General features: G+C 61.1%; 17 protein-coding genes and 1 other RNA gene. 11 read left to right on the top strand and 7 right to left on the bottom strand.

Translation table 11 applies throughout. The features are described 5' to 3' along the window. Positions 1-3: 3 nt before the first annotated feature. The 10 genes from AC3WJW_RS12165 to AC3WJW_RS12120 all read left to right on the top strand — a co-directional run bounded on the left by AC3WJW_RS12165 (position 4) and on the right by AC3WJW_RS12120 (position 10,627). Positions 4-189, top strand: coding sequence for a CcoQ/FixQ family Cbb3-type cytochrome c oxidase assembly chaperone (locus tag AC3WJW_RS12165; RefSeq protein ID WP_003175465.1), 186 nt, complete (start codon positions 4-6; stop codon positions 187-189). Then, a complete protein-coding gene (ccoP, locus tag AC3WJW_RS12160; RefSeq protein WP_493726153.1) occupies positions 186-1,163 on the top strand; it encodes a cytochrome-c oxidase, cbb3-type subunit III in 978 nt (325 codons plus the stop codon). The genes AC3WJW_RS12165 and ccoP overlap by 4 nt, the downstream gene beginning before the upstream one ends. Positions 1,164-2,143: 980 nt before the next feature. Further along, positions 2,144-3,559 carry a cytochrome c oxidase accessory protein CcoG gene (ccoG, locus tag AC3WJW_RS12155; protein ID WP_493726152.1) on the top strand — a complete coding sequence of 472 codons (1,416 nt, stop codon included), beginning with the start codon at positions 2,144-2,146 and terminating at the stop codon, positions 3,557-3,559. 11 nt (positions 3,560-3,570) lie between these two features. Continuing rightward, positions 3,571-4,104, top strand: coding sequence for a FixH family protein (locus tag AC3WJW_RS12150; protein WP_493726151.1), 534 nt, complete (start codon positions 3,571-3,573; stop codon positions 4,102-4,104). 121 nt (positions 4,105-4,225) lie between these two features. Continuing rightward, positions 4,226-6,676, top strand: coding sequence for a heavy metal translocating P-type ATPase (locus tag AC3WJW_RS12145; protein ID WP_493726150.1), 2,451 nt, complete (start codon positions 4,226-4,228; stop codon positions 6,674-6,676). Between the two features lie 22 nt (positions 6,677-6,698). After that, positions 6,699-6,917 (top strand): cbb3-type cytochrome oxidase assembly protein CcoS, encoded by a 219-nt coding sequence (ccoS, locus tag AC3WJW_RS12140; protein WP_007971444.1) that lies wholly within the window; start codon positions 6,699-6,701, stop codon positions 6,915-6,917. Further along, complete coding sequence (locus AC3WJW_RS12135; RefSeq protein ID WP_493726149.1) at positions 6,910-7,593, top strand: sulfite exporter TauE/SafE family protein; 684 nt, start codon at positions 6,910-6,912, stop codon at positions 7,591-7,593. Before ccoS ends, AC3WJW_RS12135 begins: the two co-directional genes overlap by 8 nt. A 200-nt stretch (positions 7,594-7,793) precedes the next feature. Continuing rightward, complete coding sequence (gene hemN / locus AC3WJW_RS12130; protein WP_493726265.1) at positions 7,794-9,176, top strand: oxygen-independent coproporphyrinogen III oxidase; 1,383 nt, start codon at positions 7,794-7,796, stop codon at positions 9,174-9,176. A 90-nt stretch (positions 9,177-9,266) separates the two neighbouring features. Further along, positions 9,267-9,998, top strand: a complete 732-nt coding sequence (gene fnr, locus AC3WJW_RS12125; RefSeq protein WP_102698762.1) for a fumarate/nitrate reduction transcriptional regulator Fnr — start codon at positions 9,267-9,269, stop codon at positions 9,996-9,998. Positions 9,999-10,078: 80 nt separating this feature from the next. Further along, positions 10,079-10,627 (top strand): adenine phosphoribosyltransferase, encoded by a 549-nt coding sequence (locus AC3WJW_RS12120; protein ID WP_007971449.1) that lies wholly within the window; start codon positions 10,079-10,081, stop codon positions 10,625-10,627. Between the two features lie 129 nt (positions 10,628-10,756). On the opposite strand, the gene AC3WJW_RS12115 is transcribed toward AC3WJW_RS12120, so the two are convergent. The 5 genes from AC3WJW_RS12115 to dnaX form a co-directional block, all read right to left on the bottom strand. Further along, positions 10,757-11,905 carry an acyl-CoA dehydrogenase family protein gene (locus tag AC3WJW_RS12115; RefSeq protein WP_493726148.1) on the bottom strand — a complete coding sequence of 383 codons (1,149 nt, stop codon included), beginning with the start codon at positions 11,903-11,905 and terminating at the stop codon, positions 10,757-10,759. A gap of 193 nt (positions 11,906-12,098) precedes the next feature. Continuing rightward, on the bottom strand, positions 12,099-12,701 hold the full coding sequence (gene recR, locus AC3WJW_RS12110) for a recombination mediator RecR (protein ID WP_008050204.1): 603 nt from the start codon (positions 12,699-12,701) through the stop codon (positions 12,099-12,101). A 79-nt stretch (positions 12,702-12,780) separates the two neighbouring features. Beyond that, positions 12,781-13,815, bottom strand: coding sequence for an NADPH-dependent curcumin/dihydrocurcumin reductase (curA, locus tag AC3WJW_RS12105; RefSeq protein WP_493726147.1), 1,035 nt, complete (start codon positions 13,813-13,815; stop codon positions 12,781-12,783). A 262-nt stretch (positions 13,816-14,077) separates the two neighbouring features. Next, positions 14,078-14,416 (bottom strand): YbaB/EbfC family nucleoid-associated protein, encoded by a 339-nt coding sequence (locus AC3WJW_RS12100; protein WP_007971455.1) that lies wholly within the window; start codon positions 14,414-14,416, stop codon positions 14,078-14,080. A 68-nt stretch (positions 14,417-14,484) separates the two neighbouring features. Beyond that, positions 14,485-16,566 (bottom strand): DNA polymerase III subunit gamma/tau, encoded by a 2,082-nt coding sequence (gene dnaX / locus AC3WJW_RS12095; RefSeq protein ID WP_493726146.1) that lies wholly within the window; start codon positions 16,564-16,566, stop codon positions 14,485-14,487. Positions 16,567-16,689: 123 nt separating this feature from the next. Between dnaX and AC3WJW_RS12090 the strand changes: the two genes are divergently transcribed. After that, on the top strand, positions 16,690-17,487 hold the full coding sequence (locus AC3WJW_RS12090; protein ID WP_493726145.1) for a substrate-binding periplasmic protein: 798 nt from the start codon (positions 16,690-16,692) through the stop codon (positions 17,485-17,487). Positions 17,488-17,547: 60 nt separating this feature from the next. Here the strand turns inward: AC3WJW_RS12090 and ffs are convergent. Then, positions 17,548-17,644: signal recognition particle sRNA small type (gene ffs, locus AC3WJW_RS12085), an RNA gene on the bottom strand. 111 nt (positions 17,645-17,755) lie between these two features. After that, on the bottom strand, positions 17,756-18,922 hold the full coding sequence (locus tag AC3WJW_RS12080; RefSeq protein ID WP_493726144.1) for a zinc-binding metallopeptidase family protein: 1,167 nt from the start codon (positions 18,920-18,922) through the stop codon (positions 17,756-17,758). Positions 18,923-18,933: the final 11 nt, after the last annotated feature.

Raw genomic sequence — 18,933 nt, 5'->3', positions numbered from 1 at the left:
TAGATGGATATCGGGATGATTCGTGGCCTGGGCACCGTTGTCGTGATGGTGGCCTTCATCGGACTGGCACTGTGGGTGTTCAGTCCCAAGCGCAAGTCGGAGTTTGAAGACGCGACCTTGCTGCCTTTCGCGGATGATCCCGAAGCCATCAAGCACGTCGAGCAAGCTTCTAGGAGTAACAAAGAATGACTACATTCTGGAGTCTGTACGTCACAGTCCTCAGTCTCGGTACGATCTTTTCCCTGACCTGGCTGCTGCTGTCGACCCGCAAGGGCCAGCGCACCGAGCAGACAGACGAGACGGTCGGGCACTCCTTCGACGGGATCGAGGAGTACGACAACCCGCTGCCGAAATGGTGGTTCATGCTGTTCGTGGGCACCATCATCTTCGCACTGGGCTACCTGGCGCTGTATCCGGGCCTGGGTAACTGGAAAGGCCTGCTGCCGGGTTACGGCTACCTCGACAACGAGAAGCAGACCCCCTTCGCCAACGGCCAGACCGGCTGGACCGGCGTCCACGAGTGGGAAAAGGAAATGGCCAAGTCGGACGCCAAGTTCGGTCCGATCTTCGCCAAGTTCGCGGCCATGCCAATCGAAGAAGTGGCCAAGGACCCGCAAGCCCTGAAGATGGGTGGCCGCCTGTTCGCCTCCAACTGCTCGGTTTGCCACGGTTCCGACGCCAAGGGCGCCTATGGCTTCCCTAACCTGACCGACGCCGACTGGCGCTGGGGCGGCGAGCCGGAAACCATCAAGACCACCATCATGGGCGGCCGTCATGCGGTGATGCCGGCGTGGGCTGAAGTGATCGGCGAGCAAGGCGTGGCCGACGTGGCCGCGTTTGTCCTGACCAACCTCGATGGCCGCAAGCTGCCGGAAGGCGCCAAGGCCGACCCGGTTGCCGGACAGAAACTGTTCGCCGCCAACTGCGTGGCGTGCCACGGTCCGGAAGGCAAGGGCACGCCAGCGATGGGCGCACCCAACCTGACTCACCCGGCAGCGTTCATCTACGGTTCGAGCTTCGCTCAACTGCAGCAGACCATCCGCTACGGCCGTCAGGGCCAGATGCCTGCGCAAGAGCAACTGCAAGGTAACGACAAGGTTCACCTGCTGGCCGCTTACGTCTACAGCCTGTCTCACAGTGAGAAGGCAGCGGACGCCGAGTAAGGCAAAGGCTTGAAGCAACAAAAAACGGCCCCGCCAAATCACATTGGCGGGGCCGTTTTCATTTCAAATCCATGCACACTTATTTGCGCACAGCTCCGTGGACTTGCTGGCAAGCCCTCCCGGTTTTTATTTTTCACACACCCTTCGATCAACCAATAAAAAACGGCTTCAGCATTTTAGTTGTCGAAGCGGCTTTTTATACGTTCATGAATACACTTCGCATTCATGTGTATTGACTGTAATCAAGGAAGGTTACCGCCACCTAAACTGTCGATACCGCCAGTCCCTTTCTTATTGCCTGAAGATCGTTCTGCCTGGAGTTTTTGCGCAGTCGGCTTCACCGTATCGACAGTCGTAGCGGGTGCCGGAATCGTGCAGTCTGCACCAGGCTTATGAGCTTCGACAGTGACTGGACCAACAGTCTGAGTTGCTCGAGTGCAATCTTTATCATTAATAGACATTTTTACTTATCCTTAAGTAGACATTTACAACGTATACGACGCGCAATAAAATTTATTACCACCGCACTAACAACCTATTAAATCAAGAGTAAAATATCCATCTACAAATAATCACAAAGCATGACCAAAGTTAAAAATATATTCTTCACGAATAAAACTTATCCGCCCTCTTAAATTATTAGACAGAAAACAAAACATCAAACGATCAAACCAGAACAGTCAAGTTAAGATGTTTCCCGCGCATCAGCCCACTGATATCCGCACCCTCGCCGAAACGGACTGTTTGTTCACACTAACCGCACGGCCTTGCTGAAAACCGTCCATACTTCACAAGTCAATTGACTCAGATCACGTTTTGTTACATTCGCTACACCATTCATGATTTTTACCCAACGCGACCAAAGGTCGCACCCGCAGGCTAGAGCGACAGGCGTATCATTGCGCCACTGCAACACCCCTTTTTGACCGCGGTCGGCACGTACTGACCGAGGCACTTTTCCACTGCCGTGGGATGCAATGATGAGCAACCAGATTCCGGTACACGACGTCACTCCACCCACCAAGAACGCGAACAACAGCGTCGACCTCTACGCCGCCAGGGAAAAAATCTACACCCGCGCCTTCACCGGCCTGTTCCGCAATCTGCGGATGACCGGCGGCGCCCTGTTGTTCCTGCTGTATTTCGGTACGGTGTGGCTGGACTGGGGCGGTCATCAGGCGGTCTGGTGGAACCTGCCGGAGCGCAAATTTTTCATATTCGGCGCCACCTTCTGGCCCCAGGACTTCATCCTGCTGTCCGGCATGCTGATCATCGCCGCGTTCGGCCTGTTCTTTATCACGGTGTACGCCGGACGGGTCTGGTGCGGATATACCTGCCCGCAAAGCGTCTGGACCTGGATCTTCATGTGGTGCGAAAAAGTCACCGAAGGTGATCGCAACCAGCGCATCAAGCTCGACAAGGCGCCGATGAGCGCCAACAAGTTCCTGCGCAAGTTCAGCAAGCACAGCCTGTGGCTGTTGATCGGTTTCGTCACCGGCATGACCTTCGTCGGTTACTTCTCGCCGATCCGCGAACTGGTGTTCGACTTCTTCACCGGTCAGGCGGATGGCTGGTCTTATTTCTGGGTCGGTTTCTTCACCCTCGCCACTTACGGCAACGCCGGCTGGTTGCGCGAACAGGTGTGCATCTACATGTGCCCGTACGCACGCTTCCAGAGCGTGATGTTCGACAAGGACACCCTGATCGTTTCCTACGACCCGCGCCGCGGTGAAAGCCGTGGCCCGCGCAAGAAAGGCATCGATTACAAGGCCCAGGGCCTGGGTGACTGCATCGACTGCACCATGTGCGTCCAGGTCTGCCCGACCGGTATCGACATCCGCGACGGCCTGCAAATCGAATGCATCGGCTGCGCCGCCTGCATCGATGCCTGCGACGCCATCATGGACAAGATGGAATACCCGCGCGGGCTGATCAGCTACACCACCGAGCACAACCTGTCCGGGCAGAAAACCCATAAACTGCGTCCACGCCTGATCGGCTATGCCGTGGTATTGCTGGCGATGATCAGCTTGCTGGTGACCGCGTTTTTCATGCGTTCGCTGGTGGGCTTCGATGTCAGCAAGGACCGCGTGCTGTACCGCGAGAATGCCGAAGGGCGGATCGAAAACGTCTACAGCCTGAAAATCATGAACAAGGACCAGCGCGACCATACCTACCTGCTCGAAGCCTCCGGCCTGCCGGATCTCAAATTGCAGGGCCGGCGCGAGATCAAGGTCGCGGCCGGCGAGATCGTCAGCCAGCCTGCCGAGCTGTCCGTCGCACCGGAAAAACTGCCGTCGAGCACCAACGAGGTGAAATTCATCCTCAAGGATGCCGATGACGACAGCGTCCACATTGAAGCCAAGAGCCGGTTCATCGGCCCACAAATTCGTTGAGAGAACTGAACATGCCCGCAGCAACTGCCGCAAGTCCCTGGTACAAGCACCTCTGGCCGTGGATCATCATCGGGATCCTGGCCTGCTCGGTGACCCTGACCTTGTCCATGGTGACCATCGCGGTGAAGAACCCGGACAACCTGGTCAACGACAACTACTACGAAGCCGGCAAAGGCATCAACCGCTCCCTCGACCGTGAGCTGCTGGCCCAGAACCTGAAAATGCGCGCCAGCATTCATCTCGATGACGTGACCGGCGAAGTTGACCTGCGCCTGAGCGGCGACAGCCATCCGAAAACCCTGGAGCTGAACCTGATCTCGCCGACCCAGCCGGAGAAGGATCGCAAGATCACCCTGGCCCGCAGCGAAACCGAACAGGGTCGCTACATCGGTCAACTGAGCGACAAGATCGAAGGCCGGCGCTTTGTCGAATTGCTCGGCACCCAGGACGAGCACATCTGGCGCATGTTCGAAGAAGAACTGGTCAACCATGACAAGGATCTGCTGCTCGGTGATGAACCTCTGCAAGGCGCCGAAGACCTGTAGGAGCTGCCGCAGGCTGCGATCTTTTGATCTTGCTTTTGCAGCGGTCCCAAAAAGATCGCAGCCTCGTTTCACTCGTCAGCTCCTACAGTGATGAGGCCCACCCAGACGCCATAGATCAGCCATGACCACCCCACTCCCCTGCTACCACTGCGCCCTGCCCGTCCCGGCCGGCAGTCGCTTCACCGCCGTCGTACTCGGGGAGTCCCGCGAGTTCTGCTGCCCGGGTTGCCAGGCCGTGGCCGAGGCCATCGTCGCCGGCGGCCTGGATAGCTATTACCAGCACCGCAGCGAAGCCTCGGCCAACCCCGAGGCGCTACCGGTACAACTGGTCGACGAACTGGCGCTTTACGACCGCGCCGATGTGCAGCAGTCCTTTGTCCGCCACGAAGGCGCAATGGCCGAAACCACGCTGCTGATGGAAGGCATCAGTTGCGCCGCCTGCGGCTGGTTGATCGAAAAACACCTGCGCACCTTGCCGGCGGTGGCCGAAGCGCGCCTGAACCTGTCCAACCACCGCCTGCACGTGCGCTGGAGCGACGCGCAATTACCCCTGAGCCAGGTCCTCAGCGAGCTGCGCCACATCGGGTACGCCGCACACCCCTATCAGGCCGACCGCGCCAGCGAACAACTGGCCAGCGAAAACCGCCTGGCCCTGCGCCAGCTTGGCGTGGCCGGATTGCTGTGGTTCCAGGCGATGATGGCAACCATGGCCACCTGGCCTGAATTCAACATCGACCTCAGCCCCGAACTGCACACCATCCTGCGCTGGGTCGCGCTGTTCCTCACCACCCCGATCGTGTTCTACAGCTGCGCGCCGTTTTTCAATGGCGCCATGCGCGATCTGCGCACCCGCCACCTGACCATGGACGTTTCCGTGTCGCTGGCCATCGGCAGTGCCTACGTTGCCGGGATCTGGACCTCGATCACCGGGGTCGGCGAACTGTATTTCGATGCCGTCGGCATGTTTGCCCTATTCCTGCTGGCCGGGCGCTACCTGGAGCGGCGCGCCCGCGAGCGCACAGCCGCCGCCACCGCGCAGCTGGTGAATCTGTTGCCCGCCTCGTGCTTGCGCTTGACCCCCGAAGGCCAGAGCGAACGCATTTTGCTCAGCGAACTGCGAATCGGTGATCAGGTACTGGTTCATCCAGGCGCCATTCTCCCGGCCGACGGCAAGATCCTCGACGGCCAATCGAGTATCGACGAATCGCTGCTGACCGGCGAATACCTGCCACAACCCCGCACCCTCGGCGATGCGGTCACCGCCGGCACCCTGAACGTCGAAGGCGCACTGACCGTCGAGGTCCTGGCTCTGGGCCAGGACACACGCCTCTCGGCCATCGTTCGCCTGCTCGATCGCGCCCAGGCCGAAAAACCGCGCCTGGCGGAAATCGCCGACCGCGCCGCGCAATGGTTCCTGCTGTTTTCACTGATCGCGGCTGCGGCCATTGGCCTGTTGTGGTGGGAACTGGACTCATCGCGAGCCTTCTGGATCGTGCTGGCGATGCTCGTGGCGACCTGTCCGTGCGCCTTGTCGCTGGCGACGCCGACCGCTCTCACTGCGGCCACCGGCACCTTGCACAAACTCGGTCTGCTGCTGACCCGCGGCCATGTGCTGGAAGGCCTGAACCAGATCGACACGGTGATTTTCGACAAGACCGGCACTCTCACCGAAGGCCGACTGGCGTTGCGCTCGATCCGCCCCCTCGGCGCCCTCGACAGCGACCAATGCCTGGGCCTCGCCGCCGCCCTGGAAAACCGCTCCGAACACCCCATCGCCCGCGCTTTCGGACGCGCGCCGATGGCGGCCGAAGAAGTCCACAGCACCCCGGGTCTTGGCCTGGAGGGGCTGGTTGAAGGGCGGCGCCTGCGCATCGGTCAACCGGGATTCGTCTGCGAACTCAGTGGTGCCAAGTCGCCGCCGATGCCCGAAGAAGCCGGCCAATGGCTGCTACTCGGCGACAGCCAGGGGCCGCTGGCCTGGCTGGTCCTCGATGATCGCTTGCGTGCCGATGCGCCGGCCTTGCTGGCCGCGTGCAAGGCGCGGGGCTGGCGCACGCTGTTGTTGTCCGGTGACAGCTCGCCCATGGTCGCCAGCGTGGCGGCTGAACTGGGCATCGATGAAGCGCGCGGCGGCTTGCGCCCGGACGACAAGCTGCAAGTCCTGCAACAGCTGCACAAGGAAGGTCGCAAGGTGTTGATGCTGGGTGACGGCGTCAATGACGTGCCGGTGCTGGCGGCGGCGGATATCAGCGTCGCCATGGGCTCGGCCACTGATCTGGCGAAAACCAGTGCCGATGCGGTGCTGCTGTCCAACCGCCTCGACGCGCTGGTGCAAGCCTTCAGTCTGGCGCGGCGCACCCGTCGGGTCATTATCGAGAACCTGTTGTGGGCCGGGTTGTACAATGGCCTCATGTTGCCTTTCGCCGCCCTCGGCTGGATCACTCCGGTCTGGGCGGCGGTAGGCATGTCGATCAGTTCGTTGACCGTGGTGCTGAACGCGCTGCGCCTGACTCGAATGCCGAGCGAGCGCGCCCTCGACACCCCGCCAGAAACCCGCCCGCTGCCGGCCTGAGCCACGCGGGCATGGAGTCCAGATGCCAGCTCTTTACGTGATGATTCCCGCTGCGCTGCTGATCGTGGCCATCGCCGTCTATATCTTCTTCTGGGCGGTCGACAGCGGGCAGTACGACGACCTCGACGGCCCGGCCCACAGCATCCTGTTCGACGACCAGGACCCGAACCACACCGCCGCCGTAGACGAGGCCAGCGGCCAACCGGCCAAACCGCAAGACAAGGCCCCGCCCCATGCTTGAACTGGCGCCACTGCTGGTATCGGCGGTGATCCTCGGCTTGCTCGGCGGCGGCCATTGCCTGGGCATGTGCGGCGGCTTGATGGGCGCGCTGACCCTGGCGATTCCCAAGGAGCAACGCAGCCGCCGCTTTCGCCTGTTGCTGGCCTACAACCTGGGACGGATTCTGAGTTATGCCTGCGCCGGACTGTTGATCGGCCTGGCCGGATGGGCCGTGGCCAGTAGCCCGGCGGCGATGGTCCTGCGTGTCCTCGCCGGCTTGCTGCTGATTGCCATGGGCCTGTACCTGGCCGGCTGGTGGAGCGGCCTGACCCGTATCGAAAGCCTCGGTCGAGGCTTGTGGCGGCACATCCAGCCAGTCGCCAATCGGTTGCTGCCGGTATCGAGCCTTCCGCGCGCGCTGCTGCTGGGTGCGCTCTGGGGCTGGCTGCCGTGCGGCCTGGTTTACAGCACCCTGCTATGGTCGGCCAGCCAGGGCAATGCGCTGGACAGTGCATTGTTGATGCTCGCGTTCGGGCTTGGCACCTGGCCGGTGCTGCTGGCGACAGGCCTGGCCGCCGAGCGCGTCACCGCGGTGTTGCGCAAGCGCAGTGTGCGGATGGCGGGTGGGATGCTGGTGATGTTGTTCGGCATCTGGACCTTGCCGGGACCGCATCAGCATTGGCTCATGGGTCATTAAACCGGCGGCGCGCCCATCGCGAGCAAGCTCGCTCCCACAGGTTTTGTGTACACAGCGACTCCCCCTGTGGGAGCGAGCTTGCTCGCGATGAGGCCCTCACAAACGACAAAGATTCTGACCTTGATGCAAATCAAGATGCCCCACCCCGACCTCGCATAAGGTGGCCGACACTGCCAGCCTATCCGGGGAATGCCCGCATGATGCTCGACGCCATTCGTTGGGACACTGATCTGATCCGCCGTTATGACCTGGCGGGACCCCGCTACACCTCGTACCCGACCGCCGTGCAATTCAACAGCCAGGTCGGCACCTTCGACCTGTTTCATGCCCTGCGCGACAGCCGCAAGGCCCAACGTCCATTGTCCCTGTACGTGCACGTGCCGTTCTGCGCGAACATTTGCTACTACTGCGCCTGCAACAAGGTCATCACCAAGGATCGCGGCCGGGCACAGCCGTATTTACAGCGCCTGGAACAGGAAATCCAGCTGATCGCCTGCCACCTCGACCCCACGCAGAAAGTCGAGCAACTGCATTTCGGTGGCGGCACGCCGACCTTTCTCAGCCACGACGAACTGCGCCAGCTGATGGCGCACTTGCGCAAACACTTCAATTTGCTGGACGACGATTCCGGCGACTACGGCATCGAGATCGACCCCCGCGAGGCCGACTGGTCGACCATGGGACTGCTGCGCGAACTGGGCTTCAATCGGGTCAGCATCGGCCTGCAGGACCTTGACCCGGCGGTGCAGCGAGCGGTCAATCGCCTGCAAAGCCTGGAAGAAACCCGAGCCGTGATCGACGCTGCCCGCACCTTGCAGTTTCGCTCGATCAATATCGACCTGATCTACGGCCTGCCGAGGCAGACGCCGGAGAACTTCGCCCGCACCGTTGAAGAGGTCATCAACCTACAACCGGACAGATTATCGGTGTTCAACTACGCCCACCTGCCGGAGCGCTTCATGCCGCAGCGGCGCATCAACAGCAATGAACTGCCGACACCCGCGCAGAAACTGGAAATGCTGCAGCGCACCATCGAGCAACTGATCAGCGCCGGTTACCGCTACATCGGCATGGACCACTTCGCCCTGCCCGACGATGAGCTGGCGATCGCCCAGGAAGAGTCGACCCTGCAACGCAATTTCCAGGGCTACACCACCCACGGTCATTGCGATCTGATCGGCCTCGGCGTCTCGGCAATCAGCCAGATCGGCGACCTCTACTGCCAGAACAGCAGCGACCTGAACCACTATCAGAACACCCTGGCTTCAATGCAGCTGGCCACCAGCCGCGGCCTGCTGTGCAATGCCGATGACCGGCTGCGGCGCGCGGTCATTCAGCAATTGATCTGTAATTTCAGCCTGGAATTTTCCGACATCGAACAGGCCTTCAACATCGATTTCCAGGGCTACTTCGGCGAACTCTGGCCCCAACTGCAAGGCATGGCCAAAGACGGGCTGATCGAGCTCGGTCGCGACAGGATCACCATCCTGCCCGCCGGGCGACTGTTGGTGCGTTCGGTATGCATGGTGTTCGACGCGTACCTGGAACAACACAGCCGCCAGCGATTTTCACGGGTGATCTAATTCTGCAAGCTCGCGTCCCGGACTGGCCTCGATCTCCTATGGTGAGTTACCCTTACGTCTTATGTGTGAATTCCCACAAGGATTGAAGAAATGTCCGAGCCAGTAAAACAGCGCGCTCATAGTCAAGCCCATTGCAAGGATTGCAGCCTGGCCCCTCTTTGCCTGCCACTTTCGCTGAATCTGGAAGACATGGATGCGCTGGACGAAATCGTCAAGCGCGGCCGACCGCTGAAAAAGGGCGAGTTTCTGTTTCGCCAGGGCGATACCTTCGATTCTGTCTACGCAGTCCGCTCCGGCGCCCTCAAGACCTTCAGCCTGAGCGACTCCGGTGAAGAACAGCTCACCGGCTTCCACCTGCCCAGCGAACTGGTCGGCCTGTCGGGCATGGACACCGAAAAGCACCCGGTGTCGGCACAAGCCCTGGAAACCACTTCGGTGTGTGAAATTCCTTTCGAACGCCTCGACGAACTGGCCCTGCAACTGCCGCAGTTGCGCCGTCAGTTGATGCGCGTGATGAGTCGCGAAATCCGTGACGACCAGCAGATGATGCTGCTGTTGTCGAAAAAGACCGCCGACGAACGCATCGCCACCTTCCTGGTCAACCTGTCGGCACGCTTCCGCGCCCGGGGTTTTTCCGCCAATCAGTTCCGCCTGAGCATGTCGCGCAACGAAATCGGCAACTACTTGGGCCTGGCGGTGGAAACCGTTTCCCGGGTATTTACCCGCTTCCAGCAAAACGAGCTGATTGCGGCAGAAGGCAAGGAAATCCGGATTATCGACCCGATCCAGCTGTGCGCCCTGGCCGGTGGCTCACTGGACTGAAACAAAACGTCGTGGCTGAGCGAAACGGTTCAGCCGCCGTTATACTGCGTCGTTTGCAGCCCTGCCAGGACACCTAGACGATGGTCTTCGACTCCTTCGACATCAAATCCCTCATCCGCCCTGTCATCGACTTCCCGAAACCGGGCGTGATCTTTCGCGACATCACCCCGCTGTTCCAGTCGCCCAAGGCCCTGCGCCTGGTGATGGACAGCTTCGCCCACCGTTACGTCGAGGCTGATTTCACCCATATCGGCGCGATGGACGCCCGTGGCTTCCTGATCGGTTCGGTACTGGCCTATCAGTTGAACAAGCCGCTGGTGCTGTTTCGCAAGCAAGGCAAACTGCCGGCTGACGTGCTGGCCGAGGGCTATGCGACCGAATACGGCGAAGCCTTCCTGGAAGTGCACGCCGACAGCCTGTGCGAAGGCGACTCGGTGGTGATGTTCGATGACCTGATCGCGACCGGCGGCACCCTGATTGCCGCCGCCAACCTGATCCGTCGCATGGGCGCGCGAGTGCATGAAGCGGCGGCGATCATCGACCTGCCGGAGCTGGGTGGTTCGCAGCGCCTGGAGGACATGGGCATTCCGACGTTCTGCCTGACGCAGTTTGCGTTGTCCGATAAGTAAGCGGCGCCAAAGCCGACGCCATTCGCGAGCAGGCTCGCTTCCACATTCGACCGCGTTCCGTCAGGACGAATGCAATCCACTGTGGGAGCGAGCCTGCTCGCGAAAGCGTCAGCCGCTACACCGCCAGACTCAAAGCCCCATCTGCTTGCTGATGATCTCGTTCATCACTTCCCGCGTCCCGCCGCCAATCGACAAAATCCGGTTGTCGCGGTACAGCCGCTCCACCAGGCTCTCGCGCATGTAACCCAGCCCACCGAGTATCTGCACCGCATCGGTCACGATCCGGTCTGCGGTATCCGTTGCAAAATTCTTGGCCATGGAAATTTCCTTGATCACACTCTGCCCCACCGCCATCTTTGCCGCCTGGCGGTAAGTGAATTCCCGGGACACTTCCAGCGCGGTCGCCATCTCGGCGAGGCGATGCTTGATCACCTGAAACTTGCCGATCGGTTTGCCAAAGGCCTCGCGCTGGCGCGCCCATTTCAGGCTTTCCTCCAGCGCCAGCTGTGCGGTCATGTTGGCCATCAGTGCCAGGGCCAGGCGTTCGCTCTGGAAATTGCCCATGATGCAGGCAAAGCCCATGTTCTCGGCGCCGATCAGGTTTCCCACAGGCACCGGGCAATCATCGAAAAACAGTTCGGCCGTGTCTGACGCCCACCAGCCCATTTTCTTCAGTTGCCGTCCTACGGTGAAACCGGGCGTGCCCTTTTCGATCAGCAACAGGCTGATGCCGGAGAACCCCGGCTCACCGGTACGCACCGCGACGGTATAAAAGTCCGCACGCACACCACTGGTGATAAAGGTTTTGCTGCCATTGACCCGGTAAAAGTCGCCATCGCGCACGGCGCGGGTTTGCAGGTTGGCGACATCGGAGCCGCCGCCGGGCTCGGTGATGGCCAGGGCGCTGATCTTCTCTCCCGACAACACCTGGGGCAGCACACGATCACGCACTTCCGGTCGTGCCCACTTGAGAATGGGCGGCAAGCCGATATCCAGCGACCCCAGGCCGGCAACCAGCCCGCCTGAGCCGCAGCGCATCAACTCTTCGCTGGCGGCAACCTTGGCGAACAGATCCCCTTCGTGGCTGCCTCCGTAAGCCTCCGGGTACCCGATGCCGAGAATCCCCGCTGCGCCGGCCTTGAGGTAGAGCTCGCGAGGAAAGCTTTCGGCTTCTTCCCACTGCTCGATATCAGGAAGGATCTCGCGTTCGACGAAACGCCTGACGCTGTCACGGACCAATTGGTGGCTGGGGTCGAAGTATTCCTGAAAGGCAGACATCGGCGAGCTCCACTGAAGGGGTCAGTGAAGTTAACCGAGCGCTTGCTTGGTTTTCAACAGGATTGTGTCATTCAGATGGACCGCGTCGCCTGCATCGCGAGCAAGCTCGCTCCCACATTGGTTTTATGTATGCCGCACTACCCTGTGGGAGCGAGCTTGCTCGCGATGGCGTCAGCATGGACGCCACATGAACTCAGAGCGAAATCGGCTTGCGCCCGGCAAACGAATGCGCCAGTGTGCCGCCATCCACCAGTTCCAGCTCACCACCGAGCGGTACGCCATGGGCGATGCGCGAGGCGATCAGGCCTTTGCTGCTGAGCAATTGGGCGATGTAATGCGCTGTGGCCTCACCTTCCACGGTCGGGTTGGTCGCCAGGATGACTTCGGCGAACGTGCCAGCCTCTTCGATCCGCGCCATCAATTGCGGGATGCCGATGGCTTCCGGCCCCAGACCGTCGAGCGGCGACAGATGCCCCTTGAGCACGAAGTAGCGCCCGCGGAAACCGGTCTGCTCCACCGCATAGACGTCCATCGGGCCTTCCACCACGCAGAGCAAGGTGTCGTCGCGACGGGTATCGGCGCATTGCGGGCACAGATCATCTTCGGTCAGCGTACGGCACAAGCGGCAGTGACCGACCCCCTCCATGGCCTGGCTCAAGGCCAGCGCCAGGCGTGAGCCGCCGCTGCGGTCACGCTCGAGCAACTGCAACGCCATGCGCTGGGCGGTTTTCTGACCCACGCCTGGCAAAATTCGCAGGGCGTCGATCAGTTGGCGAATCAAAGGGCTGAAGCTCATGGTGGAAAAGTCCGACAAAACAACGAGACGCGGTTTATACCCGCGCCTCGGTTGAGCGTCAAATTGCAGCGTCAATTACTCAGTCCCGGGAAACCCGAACCACCAGTTTGCCGAAGTTGCGCCCCTCCAGCATGCCGATGAACGCGTCGGGAGCCTGTTCCAGGCCATCGACCACGTCTTCGCGGAATTTCACTTTGCCATCACGCACCCAGGGTGCCATGGCACTGAGGAATTCCGGCTGGCGATCACCATAGTCATCGAACACGATGAAGCCCTGGATACGCACCCGCTTGGTCAACAGGGTGCGCTGCAACAGGGGCAGGCGATCCGGCCCGCTCGGCGCTTCATGGGCGTTGTAGGAGGCAATCAGGCCGCACAGTGGAATCCGTGCCTTGGGATTGAGCAACGGCACCACGGCGTCGAAAACCTTGCCGCCAACGTTTTCGTAGTAGATGTCGATGCCCTTGCCGCAGGCCTTGGCCAGTTCATCGGCAAAGTCCGGGCTCTTGTGGTCGATACAGGCGTCGAAACCCAACTCGTCGACCACATAACGGCACTTGTCCGCCCCGCCGGCCACACCGACCACGCGCAGTCCCTTGATCTTCGCCACCTGGCCGACCACCGAACCCACCGCGCCGGAGGCCGCTGCAACCACCAGGGTTTCGCCGGCCTTGGGCTGGCCGATGTCCATCAGGCCCATGTACGCGGTCATGCCCGGCATTCCCAGCACCCCAAGGGCCATCGACGCACTGGGCAATCCCGACGGCACCGGGATGATGCTGCGCCCGTCATTGATGCTGTGGCTTTGCCAACCGGTGGCACCGACCACCAGGTCACCGTCCTGAAACTTCGGATTGAGCGAGCGCTCGACCCGGCTGACCGCGCCGCCGGTCATCACTTCGCCGATTTCCACCGGTGCGGCGTAGGACGGAGCGTCGCTCATGCGTCCGCGCATGTAGGGATCCAGCGACAGGAAAACGGTCTTGAGCAGCACCTCACCGTCGGCGAGTTCCGGCAACGCCACCCGCTCCATGCGGAAGTTTTCCGGTGTTGGCGCGCCGACCGGACGTGAAGCCAGGACAATGCGTTGATTGAGGGTCATGGGGTCGGACATGGCAGCGTCTCCTGTGATCGATGGGGTTGGGTGATATAGGGAGCAGACCTTTGTGGCGGTATGGCGTTCGATGTGTTTTCAGTTGCACCGGGGTGAATTCTTCGCGAGCAGGCTCGCTCCCACATTTGCAATGCAATCCCTGTGGGAGCGAGCCTGCTCGCGAAGGCGCCATCACGGACGACACATCCCCAACAGACAGAAACAAAAATGCCAGGCGCAATGCCTGGCATTTTTTGTAGCTCATCTGCCGCCTGAAGGCGAATCAGAATGGCAGTTTCATGCCCGGCGGCAGTTGCATGCCGGCAGTCATGCTGCCCATCTTGTCCTGGCTGTTGGCTTCGATCTTGCGCACGGCATCGTTGACCGCGGAGGCGATGACCGCTTCCAGCATTTCCTTGTCGTCTTCGCTCATGCCTTCGACCAGGCTCGGGTCGATGGTGACGCTCTTGACGTCATGACGCCCGGTCATCACCACGGTGACCATATCGCCACCGGCCTTACCGGTGACTTCGGCGTTGGCCAGTTCTTCCTGCATCTTGGCCATTTTTTCCTGCATCTGCTGCGCCTGCTTCATCAGGCCGGCCATGCCACCTTTCATCATGGTAATCACCTCAAAAGTACTTGGATCAAAACAGCGCCCGGCGGAATGTAGCCGAGCGCCTTCAGTTATTAGCCCTGAGTGACCAGGGCGTCGACAGGTTCAATAGTATCGTTACGGACCACCGCACCGAACTGCTGCATCATTTGCTGGATGAACGGATCGCCGTGGATCGATTCCTCCGCCTCGCGCTGACGGTTGGCGCGGCGGCGCGACGCCGCTTGTGCCGGGGTTTCCTGCTCGGGCTTGATCAGCTCGATGCTCAGGGTCAGCGGGCGCTGGTGATACTGGTTCAGCGCATCGTTGAGGCGACGCTGCTGAGTGGCGTTGAACAAGGCACTGTGGGCCGGGTCCAGGTGCATCAGCCAATTGTCGCCATCCACCGCGATCAGCGTGCAGTTGGCAGCGATGCTGCCGGTCATGCCGGAAATCGGCAATTTCGGGAACAGCTCCAGCCATTGCAGGGCCAGGCCGGTGGCCGGCATTGCCGCGGGCTCAGGCTCGGGCTCGGGAGCCGGGTCGGCGGCATGCTCGCTGGCCAGTTCGTCGAGGTAACTGTAGGCCGAATCCATGTCCGGCTCGATGTAATCCTCGTCCAGCGGCGGCTCGTCATCCAGGTCCATGCCCGGCGTTGCGGCATCGACCTCGGCCACCGAAGGCTCCGGGATTGGCGCGGCGGCCCACTCAGGTGCGTCCGGCACCACGCTGTCCGGGGTCGGCAACGGCATCGGCGGTAACTCGGGTTGTTCGCTGGCGGTTTCCAGCACCGGCTCCACCGCCGGTTGCTGAACGGGGGCTGGCGCGACCGGCTCATTCCACGGCAGGTCGACCACCTCTTCGACCACAGCCGCTTCAACCACAGGCACAGGCGCAGGTTCTGGCACAACGACCGGCGCCACCGGTTCCGGTGCTGGCGCAGGAGCCGCCACTGGCGCAACCGCTATCGGTGCAACGGCCGCAGCGGCTACCGGCGCAACGACCTGCGCGGCAGCCACTGAGTTTGCGGAATCAACTGTGGCCTGGCTGATCCCCACTGGCTTTAGCGGTTGCCTCGGGGCATCCGCGGTGTCTGCGGGCCGGAACGCCAGCATCCGCAGCAACACCATTTCAAAACCGCCCCGGGGATCCGGCGCCAGCGGCAAGTCGCGGCGGCCGATCAGGCCCATCTGGTAGTAGAACTGCACATCTTCGGCCGGCAAGGCCTGGGCCAGTGCCAGCACGCGATCGCGGTCGCCGTGACCGTTATCGACACCTTCCGGCAAGGCCTGGGCAATGGCAACGCGGTGCAGCACGTTGAGAATTTCCGAGAGCACGCCATTCCAGTCCGGGCCTTGTTCGGCCAGGTGGCGGACGGCTTCGAGCAACGCCTTGGCATCGCCTTCGATCAGCGCATGCAGGACGTCGTAGACCTGCCCGTGATCGAGGGTCCCGAGCATCGCCCGCACATCGGCGGCCAGGACCTTGCCTTCACCGAAGGCAATCGCCTGGTCGGTCAGGCTCATGGCATCACGCATCGAACCGTCGGCAGCACGGCCCAGCAACCACAGTGCATCGTCCTCAAACGGCACGTTCTCGACACCCAGCACGTGGGTCAAGTGCTCGACAACCCGTTCCGGCGTCATGTTCTTCAGGGAGAACTGCAGGCACCGCGACAGAATCGTTGCCGGAAGTTTCTGCGGATCAGTGGTCGCCAGGATGAACTTGACGTACGGTGGCGGCTCCTCGAGGGTTTTGAGCAGCGCGTTGAAGGAATGGCTGGAGAGCATGTGCACTTCGTCGATCAGGTAGACCTTGAAGCGCCCACGGCTCGGGGCGTACTGCACGTTGTCGAGCAATTCGCGGGTATCTTCGACCTTGGTGCGGCTCGCGGCGTCGATCTCGATCAGGTCGACAAAGCGGCCCTCGTCGATTTCGCGACACACCGAACACTCGCCACAGGGGGTCGAAGTGATACCTGTCTCACAGTTAAGGCATTTGGCAATGATCCGCGCGATGGTGGTCTTGCCGACCCCACGGGTACCGGTAAAGAGGTAGGCGTGGTGCAGCCGCTGGCTGTCCAAGGCATTGATCAGAGCCTTGAGCACATGGGTCTGGCCGACCATTTCGCGGAACGAGCGCGGACGCCATTTACGTGCAAGAACCTGATAACTCATCGAAAACCGTCGCAGCGAAGGAAGCAGAAGCGGCTAATGCTAGCGGAGCAAGGCACAAATTGCATCCGGTGCGCTCGTGTATTGTGGCTAAGCTGCACATCGGGGGCATTTAACGGAGTGTTTATGCGGCTGGCCTTGGGGACATTGCTGTTGATCAGCCTGGACGGCGCGGCGGCGCCAGCACCGCTGCGTTTCGTGATAACCGACAGCTGGAGCATGCCCATGGTGCAGCTTGAGCGGGGCAAACCGACCCAGGGCATCCTCTATGACATGATGCTCAGCCTCGCGACCCAGGTCGGCGTACCGGCCGAATTCCACGTATTGCCTCGCAGGCGCATACAAGGCGCCATGGAGCAAGGCGAGGTCGATGTCCGCTGTTATGCCGCGCAATCGTGGCTGCCCGAGCAGCCTGGCGATTATCTCTGGAGCATCCCGCTCTTCACACAACCTGACTTATTGATCACCCGGCATGCGCCGCCCGACGCAGTCAAACCCGCCGACTTGCCGCAACAGCCCATTGGCACCGTGCTGGGCTACAGCTACCCGACCCTGCAGCCGCTGTTCGACACCGGCCAACTGCAGCGCGACGACGCACGCAATCAGGAACAAGTGCTGGAAAAGCTCCTGGCCGGCCGCAATCGCTATGCCGTCAGCAATCAATGGAGCCTGGACTGGTTCAATCACCGCCTGCTGCCGGAGCAGCAACTGCAAAACGTGGCAGTGCTGCAGGAAAACCGTCTCGGTTGCTACGTTCGCAACGACCCACAGGTCCCGGTGCAGAGCATTCTGCGCACCCTGGCGCGGATGAAGATGTCCGGGGAGATCGATGAAATTGTTCGGCTGTATATCGGTGGCGAGCCTGCGGCTGTGGATAAAGTGAAAACGACGAAAAACCGCCCCGGAGAAGATCCTGGCAGTTAGCGAAAGTCTATATTCAAGGATGTGACGCGAGAGAACACTCGCGTGGCGTTAAGGTGGTAACCCTACCAGCCACACCCCGGCACACAATGTCACCGCTGCGGCTGCTCCCTTCCAGGCCTGACCGGGTTCACGGTTGATCGTTGCGGGGGGACCGATAGGGTCACCATAACGACGCTCACCTGTCGGCGAGCCGCGCCATTGTACCTATCTGAGGCGAAGTTACAACCGTTGGTTTCGGATAAAAAACATGAGGGGCTTCAAGCACTTGCTATTGCGCCTCAAGCACCGCATCCGCCCTGCCGCCCGCCTGCTGAATCACCAGGTGAATGAAGTGCAGCTTGGCAATGACAGTAGGCGGCAGGACGAACGGATAGAAATCCGGCTGCCCCATGCTGCGTGACAGCTCGTTGAGCATGCCGGCCAGTTCGATCCAGGCGTTGACGAACGACAGGAAAGCCGCGCCGCCGGGATGCTGCGGATCGTAGAGAGTTTGGGGTGGAAACGGCTGATAGTCGAAGTCCATTTCCCGAGCGCTCATGCCAAACCCCAGTGCGGTGTCCACGGCGTCCATCATGTGCAGGTAATGCGCCCAGGTTTCCGCCCAGTCTTCCCACGGGTGCATGGTCGCGTAGGCGCTGACGCAGTGTTGCTGCCAGTCGAGCGGCGCGCCCTGCTGATAATGCCGTTCGAGGGCATCGGCGTATCTCGCGCGTTCATCGCCAAACAAGCCGCGAAAAGGCTCAAGCCATTGGCTATGGGCGATCAATCGGTCCCAGTAGTAATGCCCGACTTCGTGACGAAAATGCCCGAGCAACGTGCGATAGGGTTCGTGCATTTGCACCCGTACCTGCTCGCGGTGCGCGTCGTCGGCCTCCTTGATATCGAGGGTGATCAGGCCGTTGGCGTGGCCCGTGGTCGGCGGCTTGCCTTCAAGGTCGACGCCGATGAAATCGAAGGCAAGGCCAGTCTCTTCATCGACTGCCTTGGGAATCACCCGCAACCCCAGGCTGACCAGTTGCGCGACCAGACGCCGCTTGGCGGTTTCCACTTTGCGCCAGCGCTCGTGGTTTTCCGTGATCGACAGGTCGGGAATCGTGCGATTCAAGCTACAGGCCATGCACAAGGTTTCGTGGTGATTGGCTGGAAGCAGCCAGTTGCACGCAGCCGGAGAGTCGAGATTGGCGCAGCGGCGGAACGCGCCCGCCTGCGGATAGGCGTCGAGCCACCAGGTGTCGGGGCGCTCGCCCGGTTGCAGGGAAGATAAACGACTTTGCTCAGGCTGATACCCAAGGGCCGCTGAACATGCCAGGCACTGGCTGTTACGGAAAAACAGCGATTGACCGCAACGACAGGACCAGACCTTGCTGTTGCGCGAATTTTCGGCCACGAACGGTGCGGCGATGCGCGAGCTGAGCTGTTCGAAGAACGGGTGCATGGCGATCTCTC

The sequence above is a fragment of the Pseudomonas sp. GW821-FHT07G06 genome (genome assembly GCF_058986625.1).
Note: the sequence above shows the minus strand (reverse complement) of the source record. Positions and strands in the feature narration are given on the sequence as shown.

Bases quoted from the DNA above. Each gene is read 5' to 3' on its own strand.
- ccoS (WP_007971444.1), top strand. From the start codon at position 6,699: ATGCCAGCTCTTTACGTGATGATTCCCGCTGCGCTGCTGATCGTGGCC.
- AC3WJW_RS12145 (WP_493726150.1), top strand. From the start codon at position 4,226: ATGACCACCCCACTCCCCTGCTACCACTGCGCCCTGCCCGTCCCGGCC.
- AC3WJW_RS12165 (WP_003175465.1), top strand. From the start codon at position 4: ATGGATATCGGGATGATTCGTGGCCTGGGCACCGTTGTCGTGATGGTG.
- AC3WJW_RS12090 (WP_493726145.1), top strand. From the start codon at position 16,690: ATGCGGCTGGCCTTGGGGACATTGCTGTTGATCAGCCTGGACGGCGCG.
- AC3WJW_RS12080 (WP_493726144.1), bottom strand. From the start codon at position 18,922: ATGCACCCGTTCTTCGAACAGCTCAGCTCGCGCATCGCCGCACCGTTC.
- AC3WJW_RS12135 (WP_493726149.1), top strand. From the start codon at position 6,910: ATGCTTGAACTGGCGCCACTGCTGGTATCGGCGGTGATCCTCGGCTTG.
- AC3WJW_RS12100 (WP_007971455.1), bottom strand. From the start codon at position 14,416: ATGATGAAAGGTGGCATGGCCGGCCTGATGAAGCAGGCGCAGCAGATG.
- curA (WP_493726147.1), bottom strand. From the start codon at position 13,815: ATGTCCGACCCCATGACCCTCAATCAACGCATTGTCCTGGCTTCACGT.
- AC3WJW_RS12120 (WP_007971449.1), top strand. From the start codon at position 10,079: ATGGTCTTCGACTCCTTCGACATCAAATCCCTCATCCGCCCTGTCATC.
- AC3WJW_RS12150 (WP_493726151.1), top strand. From the start codon at position 3,571: ATGCCCGCAGCAACTGCCGCAAGTCCCTGGTACAAGCACCTCTGGCCG.
- fnr (WP_102698762.1), top strand. From the start codon at position 9,267: ATGTCCGAGCCAGTAAAACAGCGCGCTCATAGTCAAGCCCATTGCAAG.
- dnaX (WP_493726146.1), bottom strand. From the start codon at position 16,566: ATGAGTTATCAGGTTCTTGCACGTAAATGGCGTCCGCGCTCGTTCCGC.
- ccoP (WP_493726153.1), top strand. From the start codon at position 186: ATGACTACATTCTGGAGTCTGTACGTCACAGTCCTCAGTCTCGGTACG.
- recR (WP_008050204.1), bottom strand. From the start codon at position 12,701: ATGAGCTTCAGCCCTTTGATTCGCCAACTGATCGACGCCCTGCGAATT.
- AC3WJW_RS12115 (WP_493726148.1), bottom strand. From the start codon at position 11,905: ATGTCTGCCTTTCAGGAATACTTCGACCCCAGCCACCAATTGGTCCGT.
- ccoG (WP_493726152.1), top strand. From the start codon at position 2,144: ATGAGCAACCAGATTCCGGTACACGACGTCACTCCACCCACCAAGAAC.
- hemN (WP_493726265.1), top strand. From the start codon at position 7,794: ATGCTCGACGCCATTCGTTGGGACACTGATCTGATCCGCCGTTATGAC.